This is a genomic window from Aerosakkonema funiforme FACHB-1375 (genome assembly GCF_014696265.1).
Lineage (GTDB): Bacteria > Cyanobacteriota > Cyanobacteriia > Cyanobacteriales > Aerosakkonemataceae > Aerosakkonema > Aerosakkonema funiforme_A.
The window spans coordinates 20,578-38,226 of sequence record NZ_JACJPW010000065.1; the positions used below are offsets into that span (position 1 = coordinate 20,578).

General features: G+C 46.4%; 12 protein-coding genes. 2 read left to right on the forward strand and 10 right to left on the reverse strand.

Features of this window, described 5'->3' with window-relative positions:
- Positions 1–146: 146 nt before the first annotated feature.
- The 4 genes from H6G03_RS22805 to H6G03_RS22820 form a co-directional block, all read right to left on the reverse strand.
- Positions 147–2,162 (reverse strand): HlyD family efflux transporter periplasmic adaptor subunit, encoded by a 2,016-nt coding sequence (locus tag H6G03_RS22805; protein ID WP_190468955.1) that lies wholly within the window; start codon positions 2,160–2,162, stop codon positions 147–149.
- A 92-nt stretch (positions 2,163–2,254) separates the two neighbouring features.
- The gene (locus H6G03_RS22810; protein ID WP_190468958.1) at positions 2,255–5,272 is read right to left on the reverse strand and encodes a peptidase domain-containing ABC transporter; all 3,018 of its coding nucleotides are present in this window, start codon (positions 5,270–5,272) and stop codon (positions 2,255–2,257) included.
- Between the two features lie 242 nt (positions 5,273–5,514).
- Positions 5,515–6,273, reverse strand: a complete 759-nt coding sequence (locus H6G03_RS22815; protein ID WP_190469000.1) for a peptidylprolyl isomerase — start codon at positions 6,271–6,273, stop codon at positions 5,515–5,517.
- Positions 6,274–6,283: 10 nt separating this feature from the next.
- A complete protein-coding gene (locus tag H6G03_RS22820) occupies positions 6,284–6,865 on the reverse strand; it encodes a class I SAM-dependent methyltransferase (RefSeq protein WP_190468961.1) in 582 nt (193 codons plus the stop codon).
- 139 nt (positions 6,866–7,004) lie between these two features.
- Between H6G03_RS22820 and H6G03_RS22830 the strand changes: the two genes are divergently transcribed.
- Positions 7,005–9,677 carry a methyltransferase domain-containing protein gene (locus H6G03_RS22830; protein ID WP_322111955.1) on the forward strand — a complete coding sequence of 891 codons (2,673 nt, stop codon included), beginning with the start codon at positions 7,005–7,007 and terminating at the stop codon, positions 9,675–9,677.
- A gap of 76 nt (positions 9,678–9,753) precedes the next feature.
- On the forward strand, positions 9,754–10,371 hold the full coding sequence (locus tag H6G03_RS22835; RefSeq protein ID WP_190468964.1) for a Uma2 family endonuclease: 618 nt from the start codon (positions 9,754–9,756) through the stop codon (positions 10,369–10,371).
- Positions 10,372–10,626: 255 nt separating this feature from the next.
- On the opposite strand, the gene H6G03_RS22840 is transcribed toward H6G03_RS22835, so the two are convergent.
- The 6 genes from H6G03_RS22840 to H6G03_RS22865 all read right to left on the reverse strand — a co-directional run bounded on the left by H6G03_RS22840 (position 10,627) and on the right by H6G03_RS22865 (position 17,642).
- The gene (locus tag H6G03_RS22840; RefSeq protein WP_190468967.1) at positions 10,627–12,063 is read right to left on the reverse strand and encodes a calcium-binding protein; all 1,437 of its coding nucleotides are present in this window, start codon (positions 12,061–12,063) and stop codon (positions 10,627–10,629) included.
- 14 nt (positions 12,064–12,077) lie between these two features.
- Positions 12,078–12,215, reverse strand: a complete 138-nt coding sequence (locus H6G03_RS22845; RefSeq protein WP_190468971.1) for a hypothetical protein — start codon at positions 12,213–12,215, stop codon at positions 12,078–12,080.
- Positions 12,216–12,315: 100 nt separating this feature from the next.
- Positions 12,316–13,524: an RNA-guided endonuclease InsQ/TnpB family protein gene (locus H6G03_RS22850; protein WP_190468974.1), complete on the reverse strand. Its 1,209-nt coding sequence runs from the start codon at positions 13,522–13,524 to the stop codon at positions 12,316–12,318.
- Between the two features lie 125 nt (positions 13,525–13,649).
- Positions 13,650–14,951, reverse strand: a complete 1,302-nt coding sequence (locus tag H6G03_RS22855; RefSeq protein ID WP_190468976.1) for a glycosyltransferase family 4 protein — start codon at positions 14,949–14,951, stop codon at positions 13,650–13,652.
- 155 nt (positions 14,952–15,106) lie between these two features.
- The gene (locus tag H6G03_RS22860; protein ID WP_199315428.1) at positions 15,107–16,825 is read right to left on the reverse strand and encodes a glycosyltransferase family 39 protein; all 1,719 of its coding nucleotides are present in this window, start codon (positions 16,823–16,825) and stop codon (positions 15,107–15,109) included.
- Positions 16,812–17,642, reverse strand: coding sequence for a sulfotransferase domain-containing protein (locus tag H6G03_RS22865; RefSeq protein ID WP_190468979.1), 831 nt, complete (start codon positions 17,640–17,642; stop codon positions 16,812–16,814). The genes H6G03_RS22860 and H6G03_RS22865 overlap by 14 nt, the downstream gene beginning before the upstream one ends.
- Between the last annotated feature and the right edge of the window lie 7 nt (positions 17,643–17,649).

A 17,649-nucleotide genomic window follows, 5' to 3' on the forward strand; every position in this document is an offset into this window, starting at 1 on the left:
CGATTTTACCACCACAACTACAGTGGAGACTCATTCACAAATTTTGGGGCAGGGGTGCAGGGCTTTAACCCCTGCCTTCTGTCCCCTGCCCCAAAAACGGTAATTATATCACTCTTAGGTGATTTTGTCAAACTATCCGCCAAAATTTATCTGACACTTTCTAAGCTATCTACTTGTTTTTGGAACAACTCTGTAAAGATACTCAGCACTGTGCGATTACGCACCTTGATACTGGCATTAATTGCCATACCGGGCTGGAGCTTAATTTCCCTATTGCCCATTTTCAACGTCTGAGTTTCCAATTCTATTGTGGCAGGGAAAGCGTAATAAGGACGTTGTTCCTGTTGATCCGGAGGCAAAACATCAGAACTAACTGAAGTCAGTTTTCCAGTGATAGTACCGTATTCTGTGGATGGGAACGATTCAACATTCACTTCCACTTTCAATTCTTTGTCCTTATTCAATCTATCCACAACCTGACCGATATCGCGGTTTGTCAGGTATACCTTAGCCACCAATTTATTGGTAGGTACAACCTTCAGCACCGGTTCGGAATCGATCGCTCTCACAACATATCCAGATGAATTTGGTTTGAGATCGAAGACAATACCATCAACAGGCGATCGCAACTCCTGATATTGCACAGCTTGTTTTGCTTTCTGGATTTGGCTTTCGATCTCGTCTAATTTTTTCTTATTTTCCAACCTCAACCTACCTAGTTGGCTGTCAATATCTGCAACGCGCTTGTGGTTATCGGCAATTTTAGTGAAGATATCTTTTGCAGATAAATCGATAGTATTTTTCAACTGTTGCTTAGCTCGCTCGATCGATACCGTGATGCGTTGTCTCTCTCCCTTCAAACGTTCAACTTCACCTTGAGTTCTCACAAGTTCCCCTTCACGGGCAGCAACTTCACCTTGACGGTTAGAAATTTCCGCTTGGATGGCAGCAATTTCCTGATAGCGAGACAAAACATCAGCTTCCCTTGCCGTTATCTCATTTTGCCTGGTCAAGATTTCCGTTTCCGTAGCTGCCAACTCACTTTGGCGCGTCAACCTTTCCGATTCGCTTTGTGCCAACTCATTTTGACGCAGCAACACCTGTTGCTGCTGCCGTTTTAATTGCAGTTCTGCCAGCGCACCTGCTTGGGCGACCGGTTCGATCCTGTTCAGCAGGTCTTTATCACTATTGAGCAGAGCTGCTGCCGTTGCTACTCGCGCAGAAGCATTTGGTATTTGCGCCCTTGCCGTTTGTAACCGAGCTTGAGTACTGCTGACTTGAGCCTTAGCCATTTCTAACTGCGCCTTCGCTCTCGGTACTTGCGCCTTAGCCGTTTCCAGCTGCACCCCAGCCATTGTCAATCGATCTTTGGCCGCTGCCAATTGCTGATTAGCCGTTGGCAATTGCGCTTCGGTAGCCGCTAATTGCACCTGCACTTCAGCTAATTGAGTTTGCAACTCTTGAACTTGCAATCGCGCCGCTTCTACGCGAGACCGCAATTCAGCGCGGCTAGCGGCTAAAAGCCCGTCTTGGTTGGCGAAAAAATCGCCTTGCCCGCCCGATACTTTTGCCCCATTCAACTGTGCTTTTAAATATTGATTTTCGGCCAGGAGAGCAGCCCTAGACTGGGTTAAAGCTTGGAATTCCGGACTGCCTACGGTGCTTGCGCCAGTAAATTGAGCGTTGTAAAACTGATTTTCCCGCAGCAGAGTCTCGCGCTGTTTGAGGAGGGAATCTAAGTCTGCTTGGGGTGCGGTCGGGTCGAGTGTCACTAACAATTGACCTTTTGTTACCGCGTCGCCATCTTTGACTAAAATTTCCCGCACCACACCGCCGTTAGGCGCTTTCAATTCTTTGGCGGCTCCTTCGGCTTCCAACTTTCCTGTCGCCGGTACGGATTGCTCCAGGGGGGCAAAAGCTGCCCAAAGCAGAGCCGTACCGCTTACGGAAACAATTAACCAAACAAAGGCGTGGGACCACCAAGAAGGTCTTTCTAAGAGGATAGGTTGGTTATCGGGTTCAAAGGCAGGAGGTGGAGGCGCAGGGGAAACTGCTTCAGGAGGAATCCAAACGGTATTTAAGTCTTTTACTTGAGTAGCGCTGTTGTTTTTGCCGTTCCCGTTGTTATGTGAATGACTATCGACGATTTGTTTGTTGGTCATAATCTTTAATAACTAATTGCTAATTGCCGATTTAAGATTGCAAATTGCAGATTGAATTAAATTTGAAATCTTCAATCTGCAATTTGAAATTATTAAGACATTTCCGATTCTTGTTGCTGGTAGAGGCAATAGTAACGTCCTTTCAGCGCCATCAATTCTTTATGAGTACCCTGCTCCACTACACAACCTTGATCCATCATCAGTATGACATCTGCACTTTTGACGGTGCTGAGTCGGTGGGTGATGAAAAAGACGGTGCGACCCTGAAACGCAACGGCTAGGTTCTCGCAGACTTGACGTTCTGAATGGTAGTCTAGGGCGCTGGTAGCTTCGTCCAAAATCAGCATTTTGGGGTTTTGCAGGACACTACGGGCGATCGCAATCCGCTGTCTTTGTCCCCCCGATAATCCCGATCCCCGCTCTCCCACTATCGTGTTATAGCCGTTAGATAAACCCATAATAAAGTCGTGAGCTACTGCTACCTTAGCGGCTTCGATAATTTCCTCATCGCTAGCTTCCGGATTAGTCAGAGCGATATTTTCCCGAATTGTGCCGTTAAACAGGAGCGTGTCTTGCAGCACCATCCCAATCTGACGGCGCAGCGAGTAAAGCTCGACTTTGGCAATATCGTAGTCATCTACTTGAATCCGACCGGCTACGGGCTCGTAAAGGCGCTGTAGCAACTTCATCAGCGTACTCTTACCGGAACCGCTTTGACCGACAATGCCCACAAACGTACCGGCGGGGAATTCTACACTCACGTTCACCAGTTGCAGTGGGCCGGTGGTATTGAACCGGAACGACACATTTTCAAACCTGACTGCCCCTTCAATCGGCGGCATGGCGATATTGTGGCGATTGTTTTCGTCTGCTTCTGGTTTGGCATCTAGAACATCGCTGAGACGTTCGATCGACAAAGCCGTTTCTTGGAAGTTTTGCCACAGTTGCACCAATCGCAGCAGCGGGCTGGTGACGTAACCTGCGATAATCCGGAAGGCGATCAGCTGACCCAAGGTTAGTTGCGGTGGGGTGGCTATTACCATATAAGCTCCTACCCACAAAAGCAGCAAACTGGACAGTTTATTAAAGAAGCCGCTGAGGGCGCTGGCGGTACTAAATGTTAGCACCGTTTTAAACCCTGCCTTGATATAGCGGGCATATTTTTCTTGCCATTGCCAGCGAGATTTCAGCTCGATGTTTTGCGCTTTGACCGTCTGAATACCGGAAAGTACTTCTACTAAATAGGATTGGGAGTCCGCATGGCGTTCTGCTTTGGTGCGTAACTGCCGCTGTACGATCGGTGCGACAACGAAAGTCAGCAGGGCAAATAACGGTATCGTTGACAAAGCGACGAAGGTCAGCGGCACGCTATAGACCAGCATGAAGGCGATATAAAATACCGAGAAAAAGGCATCGAGGACAACTGTAAGCGCAGTTCCGGTCAGAAACTGGCGAATGTTTTCCAGTTCGTTCACCCGACCTGCCAGTTCCCCTACCCGACGGTTGTCAAAATAATTCAAGGGCAGTCTGACCAAATGGTCGATTACCTCCGCACCCAGACTGACGTCAATCCGGTTGGTGGTGTCAACAAATAAAGTAGTTCGCACGTAAGTCAGCAGCGCTTCAAACACTGCCACCACCAGCAAAATCAAACCGACGCTGTGCAGGATGGTGGCGCTGCGATCTTTAATTACTTGGTCGATAATTACCTGAGTTGCCAGAGGATTCGCCAAGGCAAACAGCTGCACCAAGAACGAGGCGATAAAGACTTCAATTAAGGTTTTGCGATATTTGGAGATCGCTGGCAAAAACCAGCGGAGGCTGAATTTTTCTTGCTGTTCTTCGGAGCGCTTTTCTAACAGCAGCACTTGCCCCTCATTACCCCAAGTTTCGACAAACTCTCGTGGATGTCGGCGGCGAATTCCCTCTTCTGGGGTTGCTATTACCAGTTCTTTGGCGCTGATGCTGTAAATAATGGCGAAGCTATCTTGCCATTCCACCATCGCCGGTGCTTTTAATCTCGTGATTGCCTGAGCGTGGACTTGCACGAGTTGGGCTTTCATACCCATCATTTCGGTTACTCCACCGCAGGTGAGGAGTGTGATATTTCCTCTGGTTTTGATCTGGTTATCCAGTACTTTGCGAATCACATCTTTGCGGAAGGAGAGGCCCATATATTTGGCCAACATTTTGAAGCAAGCTAACGGGGCATCAATTGTGCCGCGACCCCGATAGTAGGGTAATTTCTGGTGGGTCGCTATGGCTTCCTGCGACTCTGGTTGCAGATCTGGTGCGTAGGGAATGTCGGAGTTATCGGGATCTTCAGCATATCCAGTCTCAGTGCCATCGCTTGCTACATCGCTGTCGTTCTGCTGTACGGGTGGCGACACATCTATAACTGGCGATGGCTGAACGGGCAATCGCACTCCTAATAAGCGGGCTCCTTGTTTGCCTTTGACTGGAACCCAAGGGCCGGATTCGTTGGCTGGAAATCGGCTACCGGTGGAGAATGCGCCGACGAAACCGCTACTGACCAGCCAAACTCGCTCTTGGTCTAGTTCGGGAAGGGTGACTTGACCGTTTGGTAAGTTTAGCACTTCGGTGTCTTGCCAAACTTGGAAGGTCAAGTCTTTGAGGTTGATATTTCCCAATGCTCGGCGCTGTAACTCCAAACTCAGGAGTTCAAACAGTTCTATGCGGCTGGGACGTTCTTTAAAAGCTTGTGCCAGTACCGGTTCGCTGTCGAGGAATGATAAAAATACGGATGCTGGGATGGTAATACAAATGACTTCGTTGGATGCGATCGCCGTTTCGCAGGCGACGCCCCGCACCAATCCCACCCAACCCAGCACTTCTCCCGGCCCTGCTACTTGCAAGCTCGTCGGCGTTTGGTTGCGCTGATCGTACCCTAACAGGCGTACTTGTCCTATGTAGACGATCGCTACCTGCGTGGGCATAATTTCTCTTTGCAAGATTGTCTGCCCGATGCGATAGCGCAGTAATTGGCTTGCAGCGGCAAGAGCTTGCAGCGCTTTTGGGCTTAGCTGCTTAAATGGCTCTATTTCCGCTAGAAAGGTTTGAATTTGCGATCGAGAAACTGCTTGGGTCATACACCACCACAATAATTAGATGTCAGATTTCAGATTAATTGGGAACTATAAACTATCAAATTTAACTTTCAGCGTAGCTGCCTTTCCTTATATATCTTTTCTTCATTCTTTTTCCTTCATTTTTCTGCCTAAGTTTGCGATCCGGGCAGTTTTTTTGAAAAATTTTTTGTTGCTGGCAGTCCATTGATTTTATTTTTGGAGTCTGTTTTGCCTCCTTATGCGTTCGATCGCCCGAACTCCCACTAGGTAATAGCCGCTGACTCCTGAGTTTGCTCCATCAAACTCAGAGGCCCCATTTGTTTTACTTGCTCGGCGAGCCAAGTTTCAAACATTTCGTCAATCAGGCGACGTCGCATGGGCTCATCTAGCTGAGCGGGAATAAACTTTTCTAAGCGAATAATTACAAACCACTCCGCTAGGGCTCGCGGTGGCCAGAGTTGACCTGGTTGGCTGACGGTGAGCAGCTGACCGATTGTGGGATGGGGTTGCCGGATCGGTACCGGCCCCAATACTCCGCCCGTATTGGCTTCTGGGCCCTGAGAATATTGTTTGGCCAACTCAGCAAAGCTTTGTTCGCCTTCCTGGATACGAAAGTAGATTTCTTGGGCCAATCCCAGGTCTTTGGTACGGATCAGTGAGTAGATGACTTGATCTAAAAATGATTTGCGGGTCAGAAAATAAGACTCTACTTTGCCACCCCAGGTTGCCTGTTTAAATTTTTCCACCCGCAAGGGGCGCACCACGATTTCCTCAAACTGTTCTACGCTTAATCCTTGGGCGGAAAGCCAAGCTTGCAGCGCTTCTGGTGTGGAAAGCTGGTACTGCGCTTGAGCTTGTGCGATCGCTGCTTTACTTTCTTCCTCGCTGACCTCGATTTCGGCGAGCTCTCGGTCAACTATCAACCCGCGCAAAAACTGCGGCATCAACTGATACTTGTTTAGCAGTACCAGCATTTCCGCCGCTGCGATTGCTCTGTTGCCAGCTCGATACAATTCCGTCATTGCTTGCAACTCAAACACTCCCAACAGGCTTGTTGTGCATCCACAAAGATGCTGCTATTACCTTACCCTCTAACCCGACTGTTTCGATCGCCCGCATTACCCCCGGCCAATTGGGTGCGTAATCGTCACAAAAGAGATATCCACCCGGTTTTAGCTTGGGATACCAATTTAGCAAATCTGCTTTGACCGAATCGTAATCGTGGGCAGCGTCGAGTAGGATCGGGTCGATCGATTCCGGCTCGAATTTTTTTGACGCTTCCGTAGCACTCATTTGCAAAGTATAAATTTTATCTTTAACTCCAAAGCGTTCAATATTCTTGGTAAAAGTCTCCAGTAAGTTACTGGTATCTATATTAGATTTTTTGTGTTCTTCAGAGCCTTGAAAATGATCGACGCAGTACAGGACACCGTTTGGCGGTAACACAGATGCAATTGCTACACCGCTGCGTCCCTTGTACGATCCTAGCTCGACTAAGTTGGCTCCGGGGGGTAATTGTTTGACAAATTTTTGGATGGCGATCGCTTCGGACAAATCAAACCATCCCTCAATTCGGTTCCATTCTTCAACTCCGGTAAAATCGTACTGATTCATCGCTCAGGTTGCTAATTTAACAAAAAGAAAGCAAAAATCGTCATCAACCGCTTAATATAACACTTGAAAAAGTCTCGATCCCACAAGTTGCGTGGCAACTTGTATAGATGAAAGCAAAGGCACTCTTACAACAAAGCTTATGCGGATTTTATTCACCATTCCTCACTACTTCAACCCCAGCGATCGAGGCAAGCACGGTTCCCAAGGTAAAGATCCACAGCCGCGCATCGAGGCGATCGCTGCTTGTATTACAAGTTTGCATCGGGTATTTGGCAAATCCCAGAACAGCATAGACATTGCTAGGGGTGCTGCCTTGCCTGCGAATCAGTCGCAAGCTCACAGCATAGATATAGTTATATGTACTACTAAGGATAGTCACCTTCTCGATCGAGTTCCGCTGCCGTCACATTTCTACAAACATTACCGCAGCAAATCCGAGCCCCAGCTGTTGGGCTTTGAGTGTCAGGCACTACTGAGAGACTGCATTGGTAGCTATGAATACTTCTGCTACATGGAAGACGACCTGATCCTGCACGATCCTTGGTTTTTTGTCAAACTTCAGTGGTTTAGCAACAAAGCTGGAGATATGTGCTTGCTACAACCAAATCGGTATGAAATCTCTTCTTTTGAAGGCAACCAAAAAACTTACATTGACGGCAACTTGGCACCCCAGCTAACAGCTAAATTTCAGAATCTACAAGAGCAACCGGAACTGGCGGGTCAAATTATGGGCACCCAGGTAACTTTCAGTCGCGCCACCAATCCCCACGCTGGCTGCTATTTCTTGAATGTCTCTCAAATTAACCATTGGACAAAACAGCCCTATTTTCTCGATCGGGATACCAGTTTTATCAGTCCTCTGGAAAGTGCGGCCACCCTTGGGATAATGCGAGCTTTTCGGGTTTACAAACCAACTCCTCAAAATGCCAATTTTCTGGAAATCGAGCATTTTGGCTCGGTTTGGAGTGAGAGGATGTTGGCAATGTGTGGTGTCAAGCAGGGGAAAGAGGGAGAGCGGGGGAGCGGGGGAGCGGGGGAGCGGGAGAGTGGAGAATTGTCAATTCCCAATCGTCAATTTCCAATCCCCAATCCCCAATCCCCTATTCTCAATTCCCAAGCATTACCGGAATATTACGATCGCATTAACCCGGATTTGCTCAAATTGCTACCCGGAGATGCCAAGGTAGTGGTAGAGATTGGCTGTGGGGCGGGAGCGTTGGGCAAAGAGTACAAGCGCTTTAATCCCCACTGCGAATATATCGGTTTGGAACTCAACGAGCGGGCGGCGCAGATAGCGGCGACCAGGCTAGACCGCGTGGTAGTGGGAAATGTAGAAGATCCAAACTTAGAACTGGAAATAGCTGAGGGTGTGGTTGATTGTCTTGTTTTTGGAGATGTGCTGGAGCATACGATCGACCCTTGGACGGTACTCAAACGTACTGTTGTATGGCTGAAGGAAGATGGTCTGATTTTGGCTTGTATCCCCAACGTGCAGCACTGGAGTCTGATTGTGAAGCTGTTGCGCGGCAAGTGGGAGTATGAGGACGAAGGCTTGCTCGATCGCACTCATCTGCGCTTTTTTACTCTCGATAGCATCAGGCAGATGTTTACCCAAGCAGAGTTGCAGGTATGCGAGATTCAGACGCGAGGAAACAAAGGGGAGGAGTTTCAAAGGTTCCAGGAGCAAATCCAACCCTTACTGAAGCCGTTAGGCGTCGATCCGATGAAATTTGCTGTCCAAACAGGGGCGCTGCAATACGTTGTGCGAGCCACCAAGTCACCTGTAGCGCTCAGGCGGCTGCTGATCCAAACGATGATGATGGCTCCGTTAGCGTGCGATCGCGTGCGGATATTGGAGCCCGATCGCTTCAGCAGTACTATTCCGGGTGTGCGGACGATTTCTTCTGTCAAAACAGCCGATTTGGGTGTGGGACAGCCGGGAGAGGAAAAGGTGTTCATCTGGCAGCGAGGCTATTTGCAATCTCCTGATGATATTCCCAAACTGAAAGAATTGTTGCGTCGCGATTATTTAATTGTGGCTGAAATTGACGACGACCCGATGCGCTGGCCGGTTCACGGAGAAAATCAATTTTTCAGTTACCGGGCTGTACATTGCGTACAAACTTCGACGGAACCTCTGGCGGAATTTTTGCGCCAAATTAATCCGAATGTCGGCGTTTTTAGCAATCAACTCGCTTATTTACCAGAGCGAAGACAGTATAAATCGGATGATTTGGTAACCATCTTTTTTGGAGCGCTGAATCGCGAAGAAGATTGGGCTCCCATCATGCCAATTTTGAATAAAGTGTTGGCAGATTATGCCGATCGAGTTCGCGTAAAGGTGATATACGATCGCAAGTTTTTTGATGCTTTGTCGATTGCCGATAAAGAGTTGGAACCGTTTTGTCCTTACGAACGATATCAGGAAATTTTACATTCTTGCGATATCGGTTTGTTGCCTCTAAATCCGACTCGTTTTAACAGCATGAAATCGGATCTCAAATTGATCGAATGTGCCGGTCATGGCGTGGCGGTGCTGGCAAGTCCTACCGTGTATGAAGGCTCGATTGTAGAAGGAGAAACCGGGTTGATTTATCGATCGGTAGAAGAATTTGAAGCCAAGTTGCGCCAGTTAATTGCAGATACATCGTGGCGGCATAAATTGGCAGCAAATGCTTACCAATGGGTGAGAAATAATCGTTTGCTATCTCAACATTACCGCCAACGTCGCGATTGGTATTTGCAAATGCGCGATGAATTACCTCGCTTGAATGAGGAGTTGCGAAATAGAGTGCCGGAGTTGTTTGATTAATAGGACGAACGACACCATAAAACCCGGTTTCTGGGTTTTTATGGTGTCGTAATTGTTTGAATAAGGAGCTTATGCTATGATTACAACCCCTCTAAAAAAACTCACTTTTGAGGAGTTTCTAGAACAGTATCCTGAAGACGGTATCTACGAACTGGTGAATGGGGAGATTGTAAAGGTGGAGCCGATTAGAGCGCATAAAAATGTGGCAAGGTTTTTAATGTTTGCTTTCAACGATGAAATCAGGCGAAAGGAACTTGACTATATTGTTGACAAGGATATTATCATCAGAACGTTCACTGCTGAGGGAAAAGAACAAGGCAGAAATCCAGATGTAAGTGTAGTTAGCCAATCCTTATGGAACTCAAAAGTAACGGCATACGGTGCTATTACAGAACCTCTTCAATTGGCAGTGGAAGTTGCTTCGACTAACTGGGATGATGACTATGTAGACAAACTGGATGAGTATCAACGGTTGGGTATTCCGGAATATTGGATTGTCGATTATTTGGCTATCGCATCTCGTGCTTATCTCGGCAATCCAAAAGTTCCTACTGTTTTTGTTTACGAATTGGTAGAAGGTCAATATCAAGCTAAGTCTTATAGAGGCAATGACCTGATTATCTCTCCTACTTTTCCAGAATTAGAGTTAAGAGTCGATCGGATTGTGGCAGCTAGTCAGATCGGAAAACTATAGCTATAGCTAGGAACTAGGGGCTAGGGGCTAGGGGCTAGGGTAAGAACGGTCTAGAATCAACGGTTTCAGAAATTAAGAATGACTTAAGCGCCTTGGTGACTGCGCTAATCGAAACAGAAAGCAACACAAAACAAAACAGGACTAGATACTTTTCTAGTCCTGTTATTACTTTGCTTCTAGAACTTAGAGGAGCGGTTAAGCAATCGGAGAAAATCGATTTTTTAACCGACTCAATGCAAAGAAAAGACCTGCATTCTAGACGATGATGAAGTCTAACGGTGAGAGAGGTAAGCCTGAATCTAAAGTCAGGAACTGAGTAGCTCCCGATGTGCCAGAACCATCTGGGTTATAGAACAAGGCACCAGTGTCCTTGTTGTAAACAATCAAACCTTGAGCTGTATCAGCTGATAAGGTTCCGGTGATAAATGAAAGTGATGGCGGATTGGTAACGCTCAAGTTCTGGAATATCGGAGTTGGGTTAGTAAAGCCAGGTACAGTACCATTCCCATCCAGAACAATCTTGTCTACTCCTACCTGGAAGCCTATGATAGTATCTATCCCCAGATCGCTCAAGGTGGCGATGGCTCCCTGCTCTGGTGATAGTGCGGTCGTTGCGAATGTACCGCCAGTAAACACGAAGTAATCGGCACCATCACCACCAATTAGGATGTCACCACCACCCCAACCAGTCAGGGTATCGTTGCCGTCGCCACCGATTAAGGTGTCAGCTTCAGTACCAACACCACCAAAGAGGATATCATCGCCAGCGCCGCCCAAAATGCTGTCAGCACCACTTCCGCCGTCCACGGTATCAGCACCATCTCCACCGTATATGGTATCAGCACCAGCTTTGGCAACAATGTAGTCAGCGCCATCGGCAGTGTCAGCACCTGTGGTAGTAGTACCACCCACCAGTAATTCTCCCTGATCGGTACCGATAAGGGTGTCGCTGTCCTCACCGCCGTACAGAGTATCGGCTTTCGTGCCTGTACGACCTGCTACTAGGTAGTCGTTGCCCTTATCACCCTTCAAGAGGTTGCCGCCAGCACCGCCGCTGTTTGTATCACCACCCAAAAGGGTGTCATTACCTTGGCCGCCGAAAAGTGTGGCACCAGAGACACCACCAGCAATGGTCAGCATATCGTTGCCTGCATTGCCGAACAGGAGAGCGCTACCACTGGCCAGGAGGCTGTCATTACCATCACCGCCTAGCACGGTATCCCCAGCTTTACCTTCGAGGGTGTCGTTGTCTGCCTCGCCATACAACCAGCCGGAGCCATTACCTCTGAGGATATCTCCACCCTGACCGCCATAAAGCGTTGCAGTTGCAGCACCGAGCAGGCTGTCATTACCAGCGTTACCGTAGAGGATAGATGCTGCGGCTCCCACCAGGGTGTCGTTATCGTCACCGCCCAACAAGGTATCGCCAAAAGTCGCTACCAGGCTGTCCTTGCCTTTATCTCCCTGTACGAGGCTATTAGAACCACTTTTAATCGTGTCATTACCCTGGCCACCAAAGAGGGTATTGCCGGCTACGAAAGCTTGGAGGTAATCGTCCCCTTGGTTACCTGCAAGTACGACACCGCCAGCAGTAGCTGTCAGGGTGTCATTTCCTGCCAGTCCGAGTATAGTATCCCCTGGGGCACCGCCAGTAAAAGTATCGTTTCCCGCAGTTAGTGTTATTTCAGGCATTTATCGTTCACTCCTCATTCCTTAGTCGTGTACTGGATATTAACTAAGATATCCGACGGATTCGCGACTGTTGCTCGCGCTCGTAGGGTTTCACAGCCAGATTCTCTGGCTCGTCCTCCGGCGCTTGCCTTCAGTAGTATAACTTGCATCATAGATTTCTCCAATTACCTAATATCGCACCAATTAAGGGCTTTTTTGGCAAAAGACTATTCCACTTATTTAATGGTTCCGTTCTGGAAAACTTACTCAAACTTACTCACAGACCTCGAAAGCCTGATTGATAGAGAGTTTGACGTTTCCTTCCTGCTTCATCGAATCCTTAATAGCAGTGCCATTAAGTTGGTGTGACCCTCCACAGGCAATCCCCGTCGAACTGACGGTTAAAGGATAATCAATTATGGCCTGCCAGTGTTCTAAATTGACACTGGCATTAAAATCCCGATCTAATTCAATGCCACAGTTAGCGCATTTGAATATTCGTGCTGACAATGGCATTTTTTGTCGATGCTGGCAACAGCTACAAAGCTGTGAACTCGGATAGAATTTATCAACTTTAATCACTGTTGCGCCGTACCAACTAGCTTTGTACTCTAGTTGCCTTTTGAACTCATAAAAACCGCTATCAGCAATGGCACTAGCTAAACGATGATTCTTGAGCATCCCGGAGATATTCAAATCTTCGATGACTATTTCGCTGTGGTTCTTAGCTAACCAAGAAGTCAATTTATGCAGTGCGTCTTGTCTGATATTAGCTATTCTTCTATGTAGTCTAGCTACTTTCAGATTAGCTTTTGTTCGGTTAATAGAGCCTTGAAGCTTGCGGCAGATCGAGCGTTGTAGATGAGCCAATTTTCTTTGGGTTTTACGGTAAGCTTTGGCATTTGGGAAAACGCTACCATCGGAACAAGTGGCTAAGGATTTGATGCCAATATCTACTCCGATCCGCTGCCTTGTTTTTGGAGATGGTTTGGCTTCTAGCTCGTATCTAAAACTGACATACCAATCCGAAGCTCTTTTTGTAATGGTAACGTTTTTGGGCTTAATTGCAGGTAGTATTTCGTGGCATCTCACCCATCCAAAAATAGGTAATTTAATTCGGTTGCCACTCACAGTGATACTACCTTCTAAGTAAAAACCGTCTTTGATATTCTTCTTTTTGAATTTTGGTTTGCCTCGACCAGGTACTTTAAAGAAATGCCCAAAAGCTTTGAATAAATGCCTTAAAGCTTGTTGAGGAGCGCACTTTGATACTTGGTAGTACCAAGGATTTGCTGATTTTATTTCGGCTACCAATCGCTTGTGAAGATCGATCGCGCTTGGTAGCTTTTCGTTGGCCGACAAAGCTTTCAAACAAATTTCTAATCCCCAATTCCAAGCGTGTCTGGCTACGCCTGCGTGTTTGGCTGCTAGGGTACGCTGTTGGTTGTTCAGGTTAAGTTTTGTATGGAAGCTTTTGAGCAATTTCTCTATACTCCTCTACAATTTTCATAAGTTTCTGACTGATGCTCTGCTTGGGCTGAATAAACTTACTCATTTCTACATAATAGCATCTATTATTGAGTAAGTTTAGGAATAAATAAGTAACTTTATGGCTGCTGCTCCCACCCCTGCGCTAAGGCAAAATCTTGAGTTTGTCGCTCAAGGCTTGACGCGATATTCTGTTGCGGTGACAGCCCACGATTAGCTACATCTTCAATCAGCTGAATGTGGCGGGGCAGCAAAATGTCATGGGAATATTGTTCGAGAACAGTTTGCCGAGCCTTTTGACGAATTTCTGCCATGCGGGTGGGATGATCCAACACTTCATCGATTCTGTCGGCAATCTGCTTGGGGGAAAAGAAATCCACCAGCAAACCATTTTCGCCATCGCGGATAATTTCCCGCACTGGTGGCGTGTCGGAGCCAATCACCAAGCATCCGGTAGACATTGCTTCAATCATCGACCAAGATAACACGAATGGCCGAGTTAAATAGATATGGGCTGAGGATGCTTGAATGACTTTGAGATACAGTCCGTAAGGTAGGGAGCCGACGAAGTGAATTCGCGATAAATCGAGGGGTACTTTCTTGAGCATATGGTCTTTGTAGGTTTCGTTGTTGGGCAAAGATCTGCCGTAACAAACGCGATCGGACCCTACAATAACTACATGGCAATTGGGACGCCTCTCTTGCACGTAGGCAAGGCTTTCGATAAATTCCGGAAAACCGCGATAAGGTTCCATCCCCCGCCCCACATAAGTGACAATTTCATCAACTCCTGACAAATCCAGATTGGGCAGGATCAGTTTTGCGTCAGGGTTGGGCTTAAAGTAGTCGGTATCTACACCATCGTGCAGCACTGTAATCTTACTGTGGAATTCTTCGGGAAACTGCGACTTTTGCCAGTGAGTTGGCGATATGCCCCAGTCACAACTGTATAAGTCGATCAAAATCGGCGCGTTCTTGATGCGAATTCGGGCCATATCATCCACAGATAAGGGTTCTGCTGGGTCGAAGTCAGCATCTGACCCAATGGCGTGATAAAACCACTCGAAATAACACATCAGCTGAGAGTTGGGGAACGCATCCTTCATAAATAAGGTTGGCCCCCAGCCAGAATGCCCGTAGATTACATCTGGCACAAAGCCTTCTGCTTTGAGCTGTTCGGCTACCCGAAACATTCCCTGCCCGTGCAGAACGCCGTTTTCTAAGAAGCGGACGTAGTGGTGCGTTTCCGCTCGCGCTTCCCGGCTTACTTTGAACAACACTTTGCGGACGCCGGGAATTTGCCACTCGGCGTTTTCGATTTTTGTCGCAAAGACAACTTCATTGTTGGGGTCTTTGCCTAAAAGTGTCGCCACATGGCGAAATTGGGCTGGGAAGTTAGGATGCAGGAAAAGAATTCGCATGGGCTAGGGGTTAGGGGTTAGGGGTTAGGGGTTAGGGGTTAGGGGTTAGGGGTTAGTAGCTAGCAGTAGGGTGGGCACTGCCCACCATTATGCCTACTGGCGTTGGGTTTCGTTGCCTCAACCCAACCTACTATATTTTCCACTTTCATATCATTTCACGATCGTTTCGTTAATTTCCAGATCCAGATATCGCTATGGCGGGAAATTGGCTCCAGGTAATCGTAAATAGGCGGCGATCGATATACTGTTTCTATTTTATAATTCAGTTGTTGCCAACGTCGATATTTTAATTTCTCTGCTGAAGGTCGATATAAAAATACTTCGGTAAAGCCAGGGGGAATTTGCGATATATTTGCTTGGGGGATAAACTGAATCTTGACTTCTGGTTGGAGGAAATAGCTAAGAGATAAGACTCTGGGCACATAACCGCTACTGATGACAAGGGGGCTTTTGTGCTGGTTAATAATCCTAGCTACTTCAGGATTGTAATAGCTGCCATATTTGTTCCACCAAGATTCGGCTTGAGAACTAATAGTACATGATAAAACACCTACTGATAGCATCGCCAGGGCGATCGATCGCCACAGATGAGAAAATTTTTTGCTGTTGATTCCTAAACTGAAAATCCCCCCGCTATCGAACCCGGTGTTACCATAAGAGGTGTGCGGGAAAATTTCTGCGTAACACATCATAAAAATAGTATAAGCGACTGCTAGTTGAATGCCCAAATAACAGGGTACGAGATAACGAGGAACGCCAGAGCGGATACCACCTACAATTAAATCGGGGAGTATGAGGGCAAGCCCTGTCACGCCCATTAAAGTTAAGATAAATAACCATACTCTTTTGGGAGTGCGATCGCAAATAAAATAAATCGAGTATCCTACCAAAATAGCGATGCTTAATATAACAGCTACTCGGATAACCACTGCAATTGGATTGCCAAAATTTACAACTTTACCCTGACTATCTAAATCTATAAAAACGCGGCTAAGGTTAAAGCTCCAAATTTGCAGCAAAGACCGCAGGTCTACTTTTTCTGCAAACTGACTGGTTGTACTTTGAATACTAGACAAACTATTAACAACAATCCACAACCAAGGCGTAAATGTTAGCAACCCAAAGCTGGATGCGAACAAAAATGCTATTTGTTTCTTGTGCCAGCGCCATCCTTCGCTTACAAATACATAAATTGCTTGTCCGATCGCAATTAATATCGAGAATAAGTAAGTATACAATAATAATGGTAAACTAGCTGCATAGATTATCCAGCTAAATTTTGTGTTAAGGCGCATAGCTCGCAGCAATAACCAACTGGATAACAATATAGTAACTGTCCACAAGCTATACTCCCGTACTTCTTGTGCGTAAAGTACGTGGAACGGGGAAACTGCGACAATTGTTACTGCTACCCAGCCTACCATCGGTGAGTTAAATAATTCCCAACATAAAAAATAAATGCCAGGGAAAGCTAACAAACTAATGAGGGCAGGTAAACTTCTTTTCACTGCCAATTCAGAACCAAATAACTTTTCCCAATAATGGGCGATTATATAATATAATGGCGGATGTTGGGAGTCTTCCGCTGCCAAAGATTTAATAGTATCGGTTATACCTTTGTCGGGACGAGGTTGCTGATACTGGTGTAACTCTGCGAGAGTTTTTGGTTTGTTATTGAATAATTCCTGTGTTGCTTCTGTCAACGTGTAACCGGCAATCCGCAATGACGTAAAAACTTCATCTCCCCAGTATACTTTTTTATCCAAATTTACGAAGCGAAAAAATACGCCCAGAACTAACAGAGCGATAATTAAAAACTTTACGCCATTTGGATGAATCCACTTATGGCTGGACTTATCTTTATTCCCAATCAAAATCTCTCCCCAAATACTCTGATAATTTGCGGTTATAAGGCTGAAAATATTGTTTTAGTTGATGGTGTGTTGCTTCGCTAACATCTTCTATGTCATAATCGGCAGTATTCCATTTGTCATATTTATCAAGCTTGTGAGGACGCAAACGTAGAAAATCAAATACTTGATGTAAAATGGCTTGCGGATCGTTGTAAAAATCCTCGCTTTTGAGGATCAAAAATTGTTCTTTAGGAAAAAAGGACATCCAATTTGCGATCTGCTCGATATAAATACCTCTGGAAAGGTAGGTATAATGCTGATGATTGAAGCTGTAGTAAGTTTCCCGGCTTAATATTTTTTCGAGTTCGCCTTTGAGCCGAAATTCTTCTTCTGCGATCGCATCCTCTAGGGACAGATTCTCGAATCCTAACTTTACCTCATGATAGTAATGAGAAATTGCTCTAGCAACCGGATTTCTCAACAGCACAATTAGCTTGATTTGGGGAAATAAATTGTAAACGCGCTGGGGAACCAAAGGATGAAAAAGGTAATAAGGACTAGCTTCACCGGTGATAAACCCAATAAGAAAATTATTTTCTACTTTTGCAACATCTTGTTGTACCGTTTCCCGGTCAACAGATTTAGCAAATCTGGCAAATTGATCTCGATACCAATCAGCACCTTTATGAAAGTTAAAGTCAAAGAAATGTACTTCTTTTCTTTGGGCTGGGACAACCTGGGGATGAGAATTTATATAACCGTACATAGAGGTAGTTCCACCCCTTTGGGCTCCTATAATCAAGAAGTCAGGTTTTCGTTCTTTGCTGTCTATTTTCATATCAAAT

What these genes read in the sequence shown, in the direction of transcription:
- H6G03_RS22805 (WP_190468955.1), bottom strand. Translation starts at nt 2,162, where the DNA reads ATGACCAACAAACAAATCGTCGATAGTCATTCACATAACAACGGGAAC.
- H6G03_RS22820 (WP_190468961.1), bottom strand. Translation starts at nt 6,865, where the DNA reads ATGAATCAGTACGATTTTACCGGAGTTGAAGAATGGAACCGAATTGAG.
- H6G03_RS22810 (WP_190468958.1), bottom strand. Translation starts at nt 5,272, where the DNA reads ATGACCCAAGCAGTTTCTCGATCGCAAATTCAAACCTTTCTAGCGGAA.
- H6G03_RS22845 (WP_190468971.1), bottom strand. Translation starts at nt 12,215, where the DNA reads ATGATGCAAGTTATACTACTGAAGGCAAGCGCCGGAGGACGAGCCAGA.
- H6G03_RS22835 (WP_190468964.1), top strand. Translation starts at nt 9,754, where the DNA reads ATGATTACAACCCCTCTAAAAAAACTCACTTTTGAGGAGTTTCTAGAA.
- H6G03_RS22865 (WP_190468979.1), bottom strand. Translation starts at nt 17,642, where the DNA reads ATGAAAATAGACAGCAAAGAACGAAAACCTGACTTCTTGATTATAGGA.
- H6G03_RS22815 (WP_190469000.1), bottom strand. Translation starts at nt 6,273, where the DNA reads ATGACGGAATTGTATCGAGCTGGCAACAGAGCAATCGCAGCGGCGGAA.
- H6G03_RS22855 (WP_190468976.1), bottom strand. Translation starts at nt 14,951, where the DNA reads ATGCGAATTCTTTTCCTGCATCCTAACTTCCCAGCCCAATTTCGCCAT.
- H6G03_RS22830 (WP_322111955.1), top strand. Translation starts at nt 7,005, where the DNA reads ATGCGGATTTTATTCACCATTCCTCACTACTTCAACCCCAGCGATCGA.
- H6G03_RS22840 (WP_190468967.1), bottom strand. Translation starts at nt 12,063, where the DNA reads ATGCCTGAAATAACACTAACTGCGGGAAACGATACTTTTACTGGCGGT.